This window comes from Pseudomonas sp. B6(2017) (assembly GCF_002112765.1).
Taxonomy (GTDB): Bacteria; Pseudomonadota; Gammaproteobacteria; order Pseudomonadales; family Pseudomonadaceae; genus Aquipseudomonas; species Aquipseudomonas piscis.
Map to the genome: position 1 here is coordinate 75,070 of NZ_NEIQ01000011.1, position 15,226 is coordinate 90,295.

14 protein-coding genes are annotated in these 15,226 nt (G+C 64.3%); 4 read left to right on the forward strand and 10 right to left on the reverse strand.

From position 1 onward, the window contains the following. Position 1: 1 nt before the first annotated feature. From glgA to CAG11_RS19565, 7 genes are all read right to left on the reverse strand, one after another. Positions 2–1,567 carry a glycogen synthase GlgA gene (gene glgA, locus CAG11_RS19535; RefSeq protein WP_085597512.1) on the reverse strand — a complete coding sequence of 522 codons (1,566 nt, stop codon included), beginning with the start codon at positions 1,565–1,567 and terminating at the stop codon, positions 2–4. Between the two features lie 567 nt (positions 1,568–2,134). Next, positions 2,135–2,569 (reverse strand): YqaA family protein, encoded by a 435-nt coding sequence (locus CAG11_RS19540; RefSeq protein ID WP_085597513.1) that lies wholly within the window; start codon positions 2,567–2,569, stop codon positions 2,135–2,137. Beyond that, complete coding sequence (locus tag CAG11_RS19545; RefSeq protein ID WP_085597514.1) at positions 2,566–3,015, reverse strand: DUF411 domain-containing protein; 450 nt, start codon at positions 3,013–3,015, stop codon at positions 2,566–2,568. Before CAG11_RS19545 ends, CAG11_RS19540 begins: the two co-directional genes overlap by 4 nt. Before the next feature lie 131 nt (positions 3,016–3,146). After that, positions 3,147–4,046, reverse strand: a complete 900-nt coding sequence (locus CAG11_RS19550) for a copper resistance protein B (RefSeq protein WP_085597515.1) — start codon at positions 4,044–4,046, stop codon at positions 3,147–3,149. Then, the gene (locus CAG11_RS19555) at positions 4,043–5,824 is read right to left on the reverse strand and encodes a copper resistance system multicopper oxidase (RefSeq protein WP_085597516.1); all 1,782 of its coding nucleotides are present in this window, start codon (positions 5,822–5,824) and stop codon (positions 4,043–4,045) included. The genes CAG11_RS19550 and CAG11_RS19555 overlap by 4 nt, the downstream gene beginning before the upstream one ends. A 154-nt stretch (positions 5,825–5,978) precedes the next feature. Continuing rightward, positions 5,979–6,434, reverse strand: coding sequence for an SRPBCC family protein (locus CAG11_RS19560; RefSeq protein WP_085597517.1), 456 nt, complete (start codon positions 6,432–6,434; stop codon positions 5,979–5,981). A gap of 77 nt (positions 6,435–6,511) precedes the next feature. Then, positions 6,512–8,506, reverse strand: a complete 1,995-nt coding sequence (locus tag CAG11_RS19565) for a methyl-accepting chemotaxis protein (protein ID WP_085597518.1) — start codon at positions 8,504–8,506, stop codon at positions 6,512–6,514. A gap of 441 nt (positions 8,507–8,947) precedes the next feature. On the opposite strand from CAG11_RS19565, the gene CAG11_RS19570 reads away from it, so the two are divergent. Then, on the forward strand, positions 8,948–9,478 hold the full coding sequence (locus CAG11_RS19570; protein ID WP_022644273.1) for a hypothetical protein: 531 nt from the start codon (positions 8,948–8,950) through the stop codon (positions 9,476–9,478). A 54-nt stretch (positions 9,479–9,532) separates the two neighbouring features. On the opposite strand, the gene CAG11_RS19575 is transcribed toward CAG11_RS19570, so the two are convergent. Beyond that, positions 9,533–10,528, reverse strand: coding sequence for an aldo/keto reductase (locus tag CAG11_RS19575; protein WP_085597519.1), 996 nt, complete (start codon positions 10,526–10,528; stop codon positions 9,533–9,535). A gap of 118 nt (positions 10,529–10,646) precedes the next feature. On the opposite strand from CAG11_RS19575, the gene CAG11_RS19580 reads away from it, so the two are divergent. Beyond that, entirely contained in the window at positions 10,647–11,612 is a 966-nt protein-coding gene (locus CAG11_RS19580; protein WP_085597520.1) for a LysR family transcriptional regulator, read from the forward strand. 55 nt (positions 11,613–11,667) lie between these two features. Here CAG11_RS19580 and CAG11_RS34120 read toward each other — a convergent pair whose 3' ends face one another. Next, complete coding sequence (locus CAG11_RS34120) at positions 11,668–11,799, reverse strand: hypothetical protein (RefSeq protein ID WP_022644277.1); 132 nt, start codon at positions 11,797–11,799, stop codon at positions 11,668–11,670. 171 nt (positions 11,800–11,970) lie between these two features. Here CAG11_RS34120 and CAG11_RS19585 point away from each other — a divergent pair, with 171 nt between their 5' ends. Further along, positions 11,971–12,159, forward strand: coding sequence for a hypothetical protein (locus CAG11_RS19585; RefSeq protein ID WP_022644278.1), 189 nt, complete (start codon positions 11,971–11,973; stop codon positions 12,157–12,159). 14 nt (positions 12,160–12,173) lie between these two features. Here the strand turns inward: CAG11_RS19585 and CAG11_RS19590 are convergent, their stop codons facing one another. Next, the gene (locus CAG11_RS19590) at positions 12,174–12,554 is read right to left on the reverse strand and encodes a fe2+ zn2+ uptake regulation protein (protein ID WP_085597521.1); all 381 of its coding nucleotides are present in this window, start codon (positions 12,552–12,554) and stop codon (positions 12,174–12,176) included. A 300-nt stretch (positions 12,555–12,854) separates the two neighbouring features. On the opposite strand from CAG11_RS19590, the gene CAG11_RS19595 reads away from it, so the two are divergent. Then, positions 12,855–15,191, forward strand: coding sequence for an acylase (locus CAG11_RS19595; RefSeq protein ID WP_085597522.1), 2,337 nt, complete (start codon positions 12,855–12,857; stop codon positions 15,189–15,191). The last annotated feature ends 35 nt before the right edge of the window (positions 15,192–15,226 follow it).

Consider the following 15,226-nt stretch of genomic DNA (forward strand, 5'->3'; position numbering starts at 1 on the left):
CTTACCTGGCGGTGTAGCCCAAGGCCTGGGTCACCAGTTGCTCGTAGAGTTCGGCGTAGGGTTCCACCGCCTGGCACCAGTTGAAGGGCGCGGCCATGGCCCGACAGCGCATGGCATGCAGCAGCGCGGGCCGGGCGAATACCTGGAAGGCGCGCTGCAAGGCGCCTTGGTAGCTGGCCACGCTGGACTCGTCGAACAGGAAGCCGGTGACACCGTCGTCGATGGTGTCCGCCAGGCCGCCGGTGTTGCGGGCCACCGGCAGCGAGCCGAAGCGCTGGGCGTACATCTGGCTCAGGCCACAGGGCTCGTAGCGCGAGGGCATGAGCAGGAAGTCGCTGCCGGCGAACATCCGCCGGGCATCGGTCTCGTTGAAGCCGATATGCACGCCGACGCGGCCGGGGAAGCGCCGGGCCAGCTCGCGCATGGCTTGTTCTTCCTCCGGTTCGCCGCGGCCGATGATGGCGATCTGGCCACCAGCGTCGACGATGAACTCGGCCACCGCTTCGGTCAGGTCCAGGCCTTTCTGGTAGACCAGCCGCGATACCACGGCGAACAACGGTCCGGCGCTTGGCTCCAGGCCGAACAGCTGGCGTACGTGGGCGGCGTTGACGGCCTTGCCATCCCAGTCACCGATGCCGAAGGGGCAGAACAGGTGCGGGTCGGTGGCGGCGTCCCAGCTTTCGTCGATACCGTTGGGAATACCGCTGAGCAGGCCTTGCTGGGTTTTGCTGGCCAGGAAGCCGTCGAGCCCGCAGCCGAAGTCCGGGGTGGTGATCTCCCGGGCGTAGGTGGCGCTCACCGTGGTGATGTGGCTGGCATAGGCCATGCCCGCCTTGAGGAACGACAACTTGCCGTAGAACTCCATGCCTTCTTGTTGCAGGGCGTGCTCGGGGATGCCCAGTTCCGGGCAGCAGGCCAGGCTGACCACGCCCTGGTAGGCCAGGTTGTGGATGGTGAACAACGTCGGGGTGCGTTGGCCGCGCCAGTGCATGTAGGCCGGTGCCAGGCCGGCGGGCCAGTCGTGGGCATGCACCAGGTCCGGGCACCAGTGGATCTGCGCCAGGTTGGCGGCGATATCGGCGGCGGCCAGGCCCAGGCGGGCGAAGCGGATATGGTTGTCCGGCCAGTCGCGGCCGTTGTTGGCGCCATAGGGCGTGCCTTCGCGCTCATAGAGCTCGGGGCAGATCAGCACGTAGATCACCAGGCCGTCGGGCATGTCCATGCGGCCGATCTTGCAGGCCGGCAGCGCGGCATGGCCGCCCAGTTCGCCGATGACGTGGATTGGGTTCTCGCTGTGCAGGACCTGCGGATAGCCAGGAATCAGCACCCGTACGTCGTGCAGATGGGCCATGGCCCGGGGCAGGGCGGCGGAGACGTCGCCCAGGCCGCCGGTCTTGACCAGGTCGGTGAGCTCCGAGGTGACGAACAGCACCCGTTTGCGATTGGGGTTCTGGTGGGCCAGCGGCAGTATCGTCCTGCTCCCGGGGAGCGGGACCAGGGGATGGCTGCGTCCACCGGCCTGCTGCGGAATGGGTTCTCCCTGGGTATCCAATACAGCGCTGATCATATGTCTCTCCCGTGTCGTCGATCTGTTTTGGCGTATTGCACGCCGTGCCGGCCGGTTCCTGTGGCCGGGCACGAACGCATCGCACTTCGATCAGCCCGTGCTGCCCGAGTGCTGAAGCAGAATGGATGGAGGAGTCGCTGCAAGGAATGCACCAGCGGCAGCGGCCCTACCTTTACCCTGACCCTGGGCTGGAATGAAAAGTTTCGACTTTTTTCCTGCCGCTGTGACTGCCTGGTCACGATGCGAGAGCCAGTCTAGGACAGAAGCCTTGGCGGTGCCGGATGGGGCGCGCGTTTCACCGTGGCGCCAGGCAGGACATGGGATGCAGCCGACGAAAGGTCGCCCGCGCAGGGCCTGGAAATGCCCGAAAGGGGTGCGTCGACTGCGAGTCGGCCCGTGATGGGGCATTGGGGGCTTCGGGTTGGCCCGATAATGGGCAAGACGGTATCTACACGAAGCAGGCTGCGACCTCGCAACCTATAAACAGCCGCTGCTGAGACCGTGGAGCTGCGGCAAAGGCCGCAAACCTTCGGCGGTCAGCCGGGAATCTGCTATGGAGCCTGGGGATCAGGCGATCCAGCCCAGGGTCAGCCAGGCCAGCACCGCATAACGCGCGCCCTTGGCCAGGCTGACGATCAGCAGGAAGCGCTTGAGCGGCTCGCCCATCACCCCGGCCACCAGGGTCAGTGGGTCGCCGATCAGCGGCAGCCAGCTCAGCAGTAGCGACCAATGCCCGTAGCGCTGGTAATGCACCCGGGCCCGTTGCAGGTGACGCGGGCCGACGGGGAACCAGCGGCGGTCCTTGTAGTGCTCCAGGCGCTGCCCCAGCCACCAGTTGACCAACGAGCCGAGGACATTGCCCAGGGTCGCCACCAGCCACAGGCCCGGCACCGACCATTGGCCGTTGAGCAGCAGGCCTGCCAGCAGTGCTTCGGACTGCAGCGGTAGCAGGGTGGCGGCGCCGAAGGCCGCCAGGAACAAGCCGAAGTAGACGCCGATCAACGGGCCGGGTAGTCCGCGACCACCACGTCCCGACCTTCCTTGGTCAGGCCGATGACCTGGTAGGCGTCGGCGCCCATGCCGTCCATTTCCATGCCCGGCGATCCCATGGGCATGCCGGGGGCGGCGATGCCCAGCAGGTCATCGCGCTTGCGCAAGGCCAGGACCTGCTCGGCCGGTACATGGCCCTCGACGAACTTGCCGTCGAGCACCGCGGTATGGCAAGAGGCCAGGCGCGGGGCCACGCCCAGGCGCTGCTTGAAGCTGCTCATGTCGTTCTCGACATGGTCATGGACCTTGAAACCATTGGCTTGCAAGTGTTCGATCCACTTTTTGCAGCAGCCGCAATTGGCGTCGCGGTGCACATCGATGTCGATGGGGGCGGCGGCCTGGGCCAGGGAAGCGAACAACAGGGCGGACAGGGCCGCCAGACGCAGGGTGGATTTCATCGTGAGTCTCGTGTGGATCGAAGGTGGCGCCCTGGGGGCTGCGCGAATCGCCGTGCATTTTGCGTTTTTTACAGCGCCAGGAGCGAGGCTTGTGTATCAAGGTTATACAAGACACAGGCGGGCACCCGGGGTCAGAACCACAGGCGGACACCCAGTACCAGGCGTGCCTCGCTGGGTTTGTCGCCTTCGGCACGGGCGTAATCGGCACTGCTGCCGTAGCTGCGGTTCCAGGTCACGCCCAGGTAGGGGGCGAACTGGCGATCCAGTTCATAGCGCAGGCGCAGCCCGACTTCGGTTTGCGCCAGGCCCGATCCCAGGCGCCGTTCCGGATCGTTGCGGCCATAGAGGTTGACCTCCACCGTGGGCTGCAGGATCAAGCGGTTGCTCAGCAACATGTCATAGTCGCCCTTGAGGCGCAGGGCCGTCTGGCCGCCTTCGCCGAGGTAGGCGGTGACCTGGCTTTCGAAGTTGTACAAGGCCATGCCCTGCAGGCCGATGGCGGCCCAGGTCTGGGGCGCGGCGGGTTTGAAATCCTGGCGCACACCGCCGACCAGGTCCCACCAAGGGCCGATGGCATGGCCCCAGAGCGCCTCGAGCTCGATTTTCTCGCTGCGACCGTCGTTGCGTTCGCCTTCGCTGCGCAGCCACAAGCGCTCGATATCGCCACCGATCCAGGCATTCATTTCCCAGGCCAGGGTACTGCCGCGGTCGGCATCCTGGTATTCCAGCTGGTTGATCAGCCAGAGCGAATTGATCGCCTGGTCATGGACACCATGGCCTGACACCTCGGGAAAGGCTGCGCGTCGATCGGCTTCGGTAGGCGTCGGGATCGGCGTCCGGCTGCGTTCCCAGGCTGGGGTAGGGGCCAGGCCGTGGGCGCCGTGATCCATGGTGGACATCGCGCCGGGCGCCATGCCGGGCATGCTCCGGTGGTCCATGCCGACAGGGTCGGGCGTGGCATTGGCGGCGCTGGCCACCAGGCCCAGGCCGAGCAGCAAGCCGGGTAACGGCGCAGCAGGCTGGTGCTTCATGACGGACTTCCTTCCTGGTCGATGCGTACTTCGCGGAACATGCCCATCTCCATGTGGTACAGCAGGTGGCAGTGATAGGCCCAGCGGCCCAGGGCATCGGCGGTGACCCGATAACTGCGGCGGGTGCCGGGGGGCATGTCGATGGTGTGCTTGCGCACCTGGAAGCGTCCCTGTTCGTCCTCCAGGTCGCTCCATACGCCGTGCAGGTGGATGGGGTGGGTCATCATGGTGTCGTTGACCAGGACGATCCGCACCCGCTCGCCATAAGCCAGGCGCAAGGGTTGGGCGTCGCTGAACTTGATGCCATCGAAGGACCAGGCGAACTTCTCCATGTGTCCGGTCAGGTGCAGCTCGATGGTGCGGCTGGGCTCGCGGCCGTCGGGATCCTCGAAGATGCTGCGCAAGTCGGCGTAGGTCAGCACCCTGCGGCCGTTATCGCGCAGGCCGAGGCCCGGGTCGGCGAGTTTTGGCGTCGGGTTCATGGTCTGCATGTCCACCAGCGGATTGCCGTGCTCCGACGCCGGGTGGCGTTGCATTGGCGCCATCTCGCTGGCCTGGCTGTGGTCCATGCCCTGCATGTCGCCATGGTCCATGGCGGCCATCGGCTCGTGCCCCATCCCCGGCCTGTCCCCCATGCCCGCGGGCGCCATGGCGCCGTGGCCCATGCCCATGTCGGCCATGCTCAGCAGTGGACGCGGATCCAGGGGCGGTACGAGGGCGCCCAGGCCGTGGCTCACTGCCAGGGTGCCACGGGCATAGCCGGTACGATCCATGGACTGGGCGAAGACGGTGTAAGCCGGCTCGCGGCCGGGTTCCACCAGCACGTCGTAGGTCTCGGCCACGGCGATGCGCAACTCGTCGACGCTGACCGGGCGCACCTGCTGGCCGTCGGCGGCGACCACCGTCATCTGCAATCCCGGGATGCGCACATCGAAGTAGCTCATGGCCGAGGCGTTGATCAGCCGCAGGCGCAGCCGTTCGCCGGGCTTGAACAGCCCGGTCCAGTTGCTGCCCGGGGTCTGGCCGTTGAGCAGGTAGCTGTAGCTGGCGGCGCTGATGTCGGCCAGGTCGGTGGGGCTCATGTTCATTTCGGCCCACATCTTGCGATCAGCCAGGGTCGCGGCCCAGCCATCGCGGCCGGCATCGTCGATGAAATCGCCCAAGGTGCGCTTGTGGTAATTGAAGTAGCCGGACTGCTTTTTCAGGATCTGCATCAGGCGCTGTGGTGCAAGGTCGCTCCAGTCGCTGAGCAGCAGCACATGCTCGCGATCGTACTGGAACGATTCCGGCTCCCGGGGATCGATCACCAGCGGGCCATAGACCCCGGCCTGCTCCTGCAGCCCGGAATGGCTGTGGTACCAGTAGGTACCGTGCTGGCGGACCTGGAAGCGGTACTCGTAGACGCTGCCCGGGGCGATGCCGGCGAAACTCAGGCCGGGCACGCCGTCCATGTTGGCCGGCAGGAGGATGCCGTGCCAGTGGATCGAGGTGTCTTCCTCCAGGCGGTTGTTCACGCGGATGCTCACTGTATCGCCTTCGCGCCAGCGCAGCAGCGGGCCGGGCAGCCCGCCATTGATGGTCATCGCGGTGCGCGGGGTACCGCTGAAGTTCACCGGCGTCTGGCCGACATGCAGGTCGAACTGTCGACCGCGTATTTCCTGGGGCAGGCCAGGGTTGGCCCGGGGCCAGGCGGGGGAGTGCCAGAGGCCGCTGCCGGCCAGTGCGCCGGCGATGCCCATGCCCTTGATCAAGCTGCGTCGTGTTGGATTGCCAAGCATGCCGGGTGAGTCCTGTCAGTCCTGGGATTCAGGTTCAGGCAGAGACTAATCGGCGCTGGCTGTCAGCCAGCTGAGGTTCAGGTTACAGATTTGTCAGCGTGGCTGATGGGGTGTTGGGCCCGACCGTCGGCGGTATCCGGGCCCAGGCGCTTGATCAGCCAGGCGCTGCTTCGAGGAGGCGCTTGAGGTTGTCCAGGGCCTGCTCGCAACAACGCTCCATGCGCGAGCGCAAGCCGCCGAGATTGAGGTCGGTGGAGTATTGCAGGCTGTGCTTGAGCAGGGTGCCGTCGCCCTGTTTGCGCAACTGGTAGTGGACGATGCCATCCAGGGGCGCGGAGCTGAACACGATCTTGAACTCCCTGGGCAGCACTGCGTACAGGACCCGGCAGCTCAGGTGCACCTGCAAGCCCAGCAGGTTGATGGTTTCGCTGAACCTGTGGCCGGCCGGCAGCGAGCCGCCCAGGCCGGTATCGGCGCGCAGGGACCCGGGATGCCATTCGTGCCAGCGGTCGGGTTGGGAAAGGTAGTAGTAGACCGTATCGATGCTGGCGGCGATGTACCGCTGCTGGCTGATGTATTCGCCCGTCAGGTGGGGCTGGTGCTGGCCCATGATGCATGCACCTCCTTGTGGCCGGAGCTGCAAATATAGTCGCACTCCCGCGCTGGGGCGGGAGTGCGCTCGACCATTCAGCGGACTTTGAAGCGACCCATCAGGGCACTGACCCGCTGGTTGGCCTGGACCAGGCTCTGGGTGTTGTGTTCACTGGCCTGGCCGCTTTGCAGCAGTTCCTCGACCATATGTCGGATGCTCACCATGCTGCGGTTGATTTCCTCGGTGACCGCGCTCTGTTGCTCGGCGGCGGTGGCGATCTGGGTGCTCAGGCTGTTGATCTGGCTGACCGAACCGGCCATTTCATCCAGGCCCGAGTTGACCCGGGCAGTGGCATCGGCCGCCGACTGGCAGCTGGCCTGGGTGTTTTCCATGGCGCTGACCGAGGAGCTGACCCCCTGAGTCAGGCGAGTGAGCATCTCGTTGATTTCCGAGGTACTGGCCTGGGTACGGGCGGCCAAGGCGCGTACTTCGTCGGCCACCACGGCAAAGCCGCGACCCTGCTCCCCGGCCCGGGCCGCCTCGATGGCGGCGTTGAGCGCCAGCAGGTTGGTCTGTCCGGCGATGGCGCCGATCACCCCGAGGATCTCGGTGATGCGCTGGGCATCTTGCTGCATGGCCTCGACCTTGTGGGTGGCGCTGGCCACTTCGTCGATCAGGGCGATCACGCTGCCGGACGCTTCGCCCACCACCACTCGCGAACGCTCGGCATGCTCGTTGGCGCGCTGGGTGAATGCCGCGGTTTCGGCGGCATTGGCCGCCACGCTGTCGGCGGTGGAGCTCATCTGGGTGATGGCGGTGACGGTCTGGTCGGTTTCCGAGGCGTGCCGGGCGAGGATCTGTCCGCTTTGCTCGCTGGTGCGTTGCAGTTGTTGCAGGCTGCCGGCCATGGCCTCGGCGGCCTGGGTCACCTCGCCGATCATGTCCTGCAGATAGATGATGAATCGATTGACCGAGTGGCCGATGGCTCCCAGCTCATCCTCGGCGCGGATGGTGATGCGCCGGGTCAGGTCGGCGTCGCCGGTGGCCAGGGTGTCGATGTTGGCCTTGAGGGCCTTCATGCGCTGCACCAGCTGGCCGATGGCATAAACCTGCAGCAGCACCAGCAGGATCACCATGGGCAGTTGCAGCAGGCCCAGGGTGCTCAGCACGTCGTCGCGCTGGGCGGTGATCAGGCGGTTGGGCAGGGCGCTGGCGAGGAACCAGGGGGTGCCCTCGATAGGCTGCATGAAGAAGGTGCTCGGTTCCCCGGCGTTGTCGAACTCCAGGCGCTGCAGGCCGCTGCCGCGATTGCCCAGGGCCTGCTGCACCTGGGCGACGAAGGCCGAGCTGCTGGCCAGTTCGGCGATGTTCTTCAGGACGATGGGGCCATTGATCCGCGAACTGTTGCTGATGATCTTGCCGTCGGCCTCGACGATCAGCATCTGCGCGCCCAGGGTCTTTTCCTGGGCGGCCACCAGGTCATTGAAGAAGCCCAGGGTCACGTCGATGGTGGCCACGCCATAGGGCACGCCGTCGCGGCTGATGGCCATGGCGCAGTTGGTACGCGGTTCGGCGCTGGCATCGTCCTTGTAGGCGGCGGCCCAGGCGCATTGGCCCGGGGCGGTCCGCATGCCGCCCTTGTACCAGGGCTGGTCGTAGTAGTTGGGCGCCGCGTCGCTGTTCCAGAAGGTATTGACCTTGAGCTGGCCCGAGGCATCGCGGTGCCAGAAGGTACTGTGCTTGGCGCGCCCTGGAGTGCGCTGGCCGGGCAGGGGCCAGATGCCACCGCCGAAGACCTTCTGCTCTCCATACTGGTCCACCAGTCCCGGCAAGACCCGGTCGATGCTGTCGCTGTCGAGCAGGGCGACGGTCTGGGTAATGCTGCGTTGCTGTGCCTGGACCTTGTTCAGTTCACCCTGGATGCGTTGCGCCACTTCGGCGATGCGGTCCAGGGCGACCTGTTCTTCGGTCTGACGCAACTTGGGGGCCACCAGCTGGCCGATACCCAACACCGTGAGTACCAGCATCACGGCTATGAACAGGACCAGAAAGAGCGTGTAGCGGGCTTGAATCGTGCGCAAAGCGGGCATGGGACCTGTCCTTACCGAGCGTTTCTTATTCTTTGGGAGAGCTGCGCCTTATGCAGGGCATTAAGAAGGTATCGGCGCTGGACATGCGCTCTTTAGGACGTTCGTCCAGAAAAATCGATTTTGTTTGCAAGGAGTTTGCCTAAGTGCCAGCGACGTCGGGAGCGGTAACCGGCAAGGACCGCAAAAATGCTCCGAGAGTAGCCTTGAATAGAGGCCAGGCCCTTTAAATCAGGGACTTTTGGCGAATTTGTCGGAAATGTATAAAAAATGTAAATTTCCGAAATAATTCGTTGGCGCGAATTGTTTCGGCGTTGATACTTGCCCCCATTCAGATGTTTCACCATGGCTTGCGACCTGTTTCAGAGGTCTGCCCGGAGCTTTACGAAGTTTCCATGATGGCAGGACAGGGGAATCGACAAGCCGGACTACAGGAGTTGCAGTATGGCAATCGGATACGTTGGCGGCTGGAGCAGCAAGGCAGGCCTGTTGCAGGGAGGCGGCGACGTCAAGAAAGCCCCGCAGAGCGCCAAGGTGCGCCAGATCCTGACCATGGTGGGGCAGAACGCTACCGTGCTCGACGTGCGCAAGATGGATCAGTTGAAGCTGCACAAGCAGATCAAGGGCTTCGATCCGACGAATGTCACCATCAAGTCCTTGGGTGGCATGAGCACTTTCCTCAAGAACAACGGCCTGATCTCCGATGTCACTGCGCTGAACCTGCTCAATGCCGGTGACAAGTTCGACCGTTTCGGCATCCCGAAAAACCCCGAGGAGCCTTTCAACGCCCTGGAATACTTCGCGATGAAGATCGACGATATCCAGAACAACAACCTCAAGGGCAACAAGTACGCCAACTACCTGATTCCCGAGTACAAGAAGGCCATCTACGTCCTGCAGAGCCTGCAGAACTACGGCAAGGGCAACGGCACCACGGTACCCAACAAAGACGGCGCCACCTCCGCCAAGGCCTGAGCCGGGTTTCGCAAAAGGGCCGGGGCGCTTTCCAGCGACCCCGGCCTTGTCGTTTCAGCGGTCCAGCAGGGCCAGCACCTCTTCGCTGTAGCGAGTGCCGGCGGTGGCTTGCGAGCTGAAGATGCGGTCCAGCGACGCCAGGTCATCGGCGCTCAGGCGCACGTCCAGGGCCGCTACGTTCTCCTCCAGATAGCGCCGCTGCTTGGTGCCGGGGATGGGTATCAGGTATTCGCCCTGGGCCAGGACCCAGGCCAGGGCCAGTTGCCCAGCGCTGACCTCCTTCTGTATTGCCAGCTGCTGCACCTGTTCCACCAGGCGCAGGTTGCGCTGGAAGTTCTCTCCCTGGAAACGCGGGTTGAAACGCCGGTAATCATCGGCGGCGAAGTCGTCCGGGCTCTTCAGGGCGCCGGTGAGAAACCCCCGGCCCAGCGGGCTGTAGGGAACGAAAGCGATGCCCAGGCGCTGGCAGGTGGCAAGGCAGCCGTTTTCCTCGGGGTCGCGGCTCCACAATGAGTATTCGCTTTGCAGGGCGCTGATGGGGTGGACCTTGTGCGCCCGTTCCAGGGTCGCCGCCGAGGCTTCGCTCAAGCCCAGGTAGCGCACCTTGCCGGCCTTGACCAGTTCGGCCATGGCGCCGACGGTTTCCTCGATCGGCACCTGTGGGTCGACCCGGTGCTGGTAGTAGAGGTCCAGGGTATCCACGCCCAGGCGTCGCAGGCTGCCATCGATGGCGGCGCGCACATATTCCGGGCGACCATCGACGCCACGGGCCGAGGCATTGGCGGGGTCACGGACAATGCCGAACTTGCTGGCCAGCACCACTTGTTCGCGCTTGCCGCGAATGGCCTGGCCGATCAGTTCTTCATTGCTGTGGGGGCCGTACATGTCGGCGGTGTCCAGCAGGGTCACGCCCAAGTCCAGCGCCCGGTGCAGGGTGGCGATCGACTCCCGGGAATCGCTGCCGGTGGTGTAGAAATCGCTCATGCCCATGCAGCCCAGGCCAATGGCGGAAACCTGCGGGCCGTTGTGGCCCAGTTGTCGAGTGTGCATCGCTGGCTACTCCAGTGGTAGTGGGGAGGCGCTCATTGTGCTACTCGACAAAACAGCGATAAACCGGCTAAAAACGCTAGCACTATTAAGATATTCCAAATAATAAAGAGCGTTTTCCATGGATCGTTTCAACGCCATGCGCGTGTTCACCCGGATCGTCGAGCTTGGCGGTTTTGCCCGGGCGGCCGATAGCCTGCAACTGCCCAGGGCCTCGGTGACCATCCTGATCAAGCAGTTGGAGGCGCACCTGGGGGTGCAGTTGCTGCACCGCACCACCCGCCAGGTCAGCCCGACCCTGGACGGAGCCGCTTATTACCAGCGTTGCATACGCCTGCTGGCAGATCTGGAGGAGGCCGAGGCGGCCTTTTCCCAGGGGCGGCACAATCCCCGGGGCACCTTGCGGATCGACATGCCGGCCGGTATCGGCCACCTGATCGTGATGCCGGCGCTGCCGGAGTTTTCCGCGCGCTATCCCTTGCTCGAACTGGAGATCGGTCTCAATGACCGCCCGGTGGACCTGATTCGCGAGGGCGTGGACTGTGCCTTGCGTGGCGGTCCGCTACTGGACGAAAGCCTGGTGGCGCGCCCTCTGGCGCAGATGGCCCAGGTGACTTGCGCCAGCCCCGGCTATTTGCGCGAGCAAGGTGTTCCGACCTCCGTGGCGCAGTTGCAGGGACATCGGATGGTGGAGTACTTCTCGGCGGTTTCCGGCAAACGCTATGGCCTGGAGTTCCTGGTGGACGGTGAGCTGCATGAGATCAACCTGCCCAAGCAGGTCGCCGTCAACAGTGCCGATGGCTACCTGGCGGCCTGCGAAGCGGGCTACGGCTTGATCCAGACCCCGTACTACCATGCCGCCCGGCAACTGCAGGCCGGTGTCTTGCAAGAGGTGCTGGCGGAACATGCGCCACCGCCCTTGCCGTTGACAGCGTTGTATCCGCCCCAGCGCCACCTTTCGACTCGCATACGGGTGTTCGTCGACTGGCTGGTGGAGCTGTTCGCCCGGCAGGACGAACTCATCCGTGGTCGCAATCAAGGCCGGGCCCAGGCAGCAAAACGCCCGCGACAGGCCGGGCGTGGCTAGTGGGCGATGCGTGGTGGCCGGTGGACTGGCCGGATGGCTCGGCGCTGGCAGTCGCTCAACGGTGGTAGTAGTAGCCCGGGCCGCCGTCATGGTAGCGGTGATGCCAGCCATCGCGGGGCATGATGATGCAGCCTGACAGGGTCAGCATGGCCAGCAGGGGAATCAACAGGGTGATTCGACGGAACATTTATCAATCCTCAAGGACTCGGGGAACACGACAGGGCAACCAGGAAGAAAAAACTCCTTTGCGCCTGTAACATATGACCCCGATTCGCCGCGCGCATCCCCGAATCCGGGTATGTGCTTGGCATCGGCCTCGATACACGGCGGATACAATTTCAGCTTCAGGATTCCCGCAATGACTCAATCACAACGTTTGAAATATTCGATTCTGATTTCCCTGGCGGTCCTGGGAATCATGCTTGGCCTTTCCTACCTGCAGAACAGCGGCGTCATCGATGAAAAGACCTTCCAGTACATCGCCATCGCCGTGGCGGTCATCGTCGTGGTGCTCAACGGCGTGATGCGGCGCAAGGTCAAGCCCTGAGCCCGTGGACGGCCTCAGGCCAGGCCGTCCAGTACCGCTGCAGCCTGTTGATGCAGGCTGTAGCTCTTGTCTGCATTGAGGGTGATGACCCCTTCGCTGCACAAGCGCTTCAACACTTCGCGCACACTGAGGAACGATAACGGGATATCCAGCTCCAGCAGTTGGCTGTGGATGCCTCGTACCCCCAGGGAGCGGTCGCTCTGGGCCGCTACCAGCAAGGCGTCGATGACTTTCAGGCGAATCAGGCTGGTACGCAGGCCGAAGCTCTTGAGCATCTGCTTGATCCGGTCGTTGCTGTTGCGCTCGACTTGCTTGCCGAAGACGCTGGCGCCGGCGTCGAGGGAGGGCGTTCTGTTCACGATATTGCCGTCCATTGGCAGTTGCTGGTTGTACATGCAGAAACTCCTTAATCAGAGCCTGATCAGGAAAAGAATGATGGGTGCTCTAGTAACTAGACGAACGAGCACGACAAATCATGAGTCTCTGGATGTAGAAAATTTGTCGGTATCAAGTCGCTGACATGTGATGGTCCCAGCTGGCGGGCTCTGCGCCGGTTAATTTTTTTTCATCGATTTCGTCTGTATGGCAGGCAGGCGCCGGTTCCCTCGTGCGCGGCCGGATACCCAGGCTGGCGATCTTGCCAATTCCTTGCAGCCCTCCAGTCCTGGTTCTGTGTTTTCGTATCAGGAGTCGGCGTGATCATTTCCAGGCAGTTATCGAACGTTTGCCTTGCAGCCCTGTTTCTGAGTTTCAGTTGCGGCGCCCAGGCGCTGGCCCAGCCGGAGCAGACCCGTGCCGAAATTCGCCGCACCAGCTTCGGCGTACCGCATATCCGTGCAACCGATGAGCGAGGCCTGGGCTATGGCATCGGTTATGCCTACGCCCAGGACAACCTGTGCCTGCTGGCCAGTGAAGTGCTGACGGTCAACGGCCAGCGCTCACGCTACTTCGGTCCCGAGGGCCAGACCCTGGAGCAGCGGGACAACCTGGGCAGCGACGTGTTTTTCAGTTGGTTGAACACCCCCCAGGCGGTGGAGGCATTCTGGCAGGCGCAACCGGTAGCGATGCGCGAGCGCATGCAGGGGTATGTCGAGGGCTACAACCGCCAGCTGGCGGAGCGCCAGGCCCAGGGGCTGCCCGAACAATGCAAGGGCGAGTGGGTACGCCCGTTGACCACCGCGGACCTGGTGAAGCTGACCCGGCGCTTGCTGGTCGAAGGTGGCGCCGGCCAGTTCGCCGAGGCCCTGGCTGGCGCTACGCCACCGGGGAGCGTGGCGCAGGCCGGGTTGTCGGCGCAGGCCTGGCAGCTGGCGGCCGCGCGCCAGCAACGCTTTGCCCTGGATCGGGGCAGCAATGCAGTGGCCATCGGCAGCGAACGTTCGTTCAACGGTCGCGGCATGTTGCTGGCCAACCCGCACTTCCCCTGGATTGGCGGCATGCGCTTCTACCAGATGCACTTGACCATTCCCGGCCAGCTGGACGTGATGGGAGCGGCCTTGCCTGGCTTGCCGCTGATCAATATCGGCTTCAACCAGCACCTGGCCTGGACCCACACGGTCGATACCTCCAAGCACTTCACCCTGTATCGCTTGCAGCTGGACCCGAAGGACCCGACCCGCTACCTGCTCGATGGTCGTTCGCTGCCCCTGGAGCGCCAGGTGGTGACGGTGCAGGGCAAGGGCGCGGACGGTCAGTTGCATGAGCACTCGCGCACCTTGTACAGCTCGGTATTCGGCCCGGTGGTGCAGTGGCCGGGCGAGCTGGACTGGGATCGCCAGCATGCCTACAGCCTGCGCGATGCCAACCTGGGCAATACCCGGGTGCTGGTCCAGTGGGCGGCGATGAACCAGGCCACCAGCGTCTCCGGCCTGCAGGATAGCGTGCATCACTGGCAGGGCATTCCCTGGGTCAATACCTTGGCGGTGGATGACCAGGGCCGGGCGTTGTACATGAACCAGTCGGTGGTGCCCAACGTCACCCAGGCCAAGCTGGCGCAATGCAGCGATCCACGGGCGGGCACCCAGGTCATCGTCCTCGACGGCTCGCGCCAGGCCTGCGCCTGGGACATCGACCCGGCAGCGGCCCAGCCGGGTATCTTCGCCGCCGGCCAATTGCCGCAATTGGCGCGCAACGACTATCTGCAGCACTCCAACGACTCGGCCTGGATGGTCAACCCGGCCAAGCCGCTGGAAGGCTTTTCGCCGGTCATCAGCCAGCAGGATGTGCCTCTGAAAATGCGCGCGCGTTTTGCTCTGGATCGCTTGAGTCGGCTGCACCAGGCCCAGCCCAGCGACTTGCAGCATCTGGTCAGTGACGACCAGGTGTACCTGGCAGGCCAAGTGATGCCGGATCTGTTGCGGTTCTGCGCAGGGACGTTGGGGGCGGATGCCCAGCGCCTGGATGCGCTGTGTCGCAGCTTGAAGACCTGGGATCGCAGCGCGGGCCTGCAGGCCGGCCTGGGATTCGTGCATTTCCAGGGCATCATGCAGGCCATGTTGCAGGAGCCTGATGCCTGGCGCGTGGCGTTCGACTCCAAGGACCCGCAGCACACTCCGCGCGGGCTGGCCATTGGTCGCCCGGCGGTGGCCGAGGCGCTACGCCAGGCGATGCTGGCTTCGGCGCAGCAGGTGCAGGAGGCCGGGCTGGCCGAGGATATCCGCTGGGGCGATATCCAGCAGGTCAGCCAGGGTGGCCAGCCGACCCCGGTGCCCGGCGGGCCGGAGAGCCTGGGGATCTACAACGCCATGCAAAGCGTGCCCGGTGAAGCTGGCAAGCGCGAGGTGGTCAGTGGCACCAGCTACTTGAACATCGTCAGTTTCGATGAGCAGGGACCACGGGCCAGGGGATTGCTGGCGTTTTCCCTGTCCAGCGATCCGGCCTCGGCGCATTTTCGCGACCAGACCGAGGCCTTCGCCCGCAATCAGTGGAGTGAACTGCCCTTTACCGAGGCGCAGATCCGCGCCGATGGCCAGTACCAGGTGCAGGTGATCGAGGAGGCGCGCAAGGAGCCGGTGGCCTTGGCCCACCGCTGAGTTCAAGCGCGGGATAACATTCAAGGCCGCCCCGG

Bases quoted from the DNA above. Each gene is read 5' to 3' on its own strand.
- glgA (WP_085597512.1), bottom strand. From the start codon at position 1,567: ATGATCAGCGCTGTATTGGATACCCAGGGAGAACCCATTCCGCAGCAG.
- CAG11_RS19545 (WP_085597514.1), bottom strand. From the start codon at position 3,015: ATGAAATCCACCCTGCGTCTGGCGGCCCTGTCCGCCCTGTTGTTCGCT.
- CAG11_RS19550 (WP_085597515.1), bottom strand. From the start codon at position 4,046: ATGAAGCACCAGCCTGCTGCGCCGTTACCCGGCTTGCTGCTCGGCCTG.
- CAG11_RS19555 (WP_085597516.1), bottom strand. From the start codon at position 5,824: ATGCTTGGCAATCCAACACGACGCAGCTTGATCAAGGGCATGGGCATC.
- CAG11_RS19560 (WP_085597517.1), bottom strand. From the start codon at position 6,434: ATGGGCCAGCACCAGCCCCACCTGACGGGCGAATACATCAGCCAGCAG.
- CAG11_RS19565 (WP_085597518.1), bottom strand. From the start codon at position 8,506: ATGCCCGCTTTGCGCACGATTCAAGCCCGCTACACGCTCTTTCTGGTC.
- CAG11_RS19570 (WP_022644273.1), top strand. From the start codon at position 8,948: ATGGCAATCGGATACGTTGGCGGCTGGAGCAGCAAGGCAGGCCTGTTG.
- CAG11_RS19575 (WP_085597519.1), bottom strand. From the start codon at position 10,528: ATGCACACTCGACAACTGGGCCACAACGGCCCGCAGGTTTCCGCCATT.
- CAG11_RS19580 (WP_085597520.1), top strand. From the start codon at position 10,647: ATGGATCGTTTCAACGCCATGCGCGTGTTCACCCGGATCGTCGAGCTT.
- CAG11_RS34120 (WP_022644277.1), bottom strand. From the start codon at position 11,799: ATGTTCCGTCGAATCACCCTGTTGATTCCCCTGCTGGCCATGCTGACC.
- CAG11_RS19585 (WP_022644278.1), top strand. From the start codon at position 11,971: ATGACTCAATCACAACGTTTGAAATATTCGATTCTGATTTCCCTGGCG.
- CAG11_RS19590 (WP_085597521.1), bottom strand. From the start codon at position 12,554: ATGTACAACCAGCAACTGCCAATGGACGGCAATATCGTGAACAGAACG.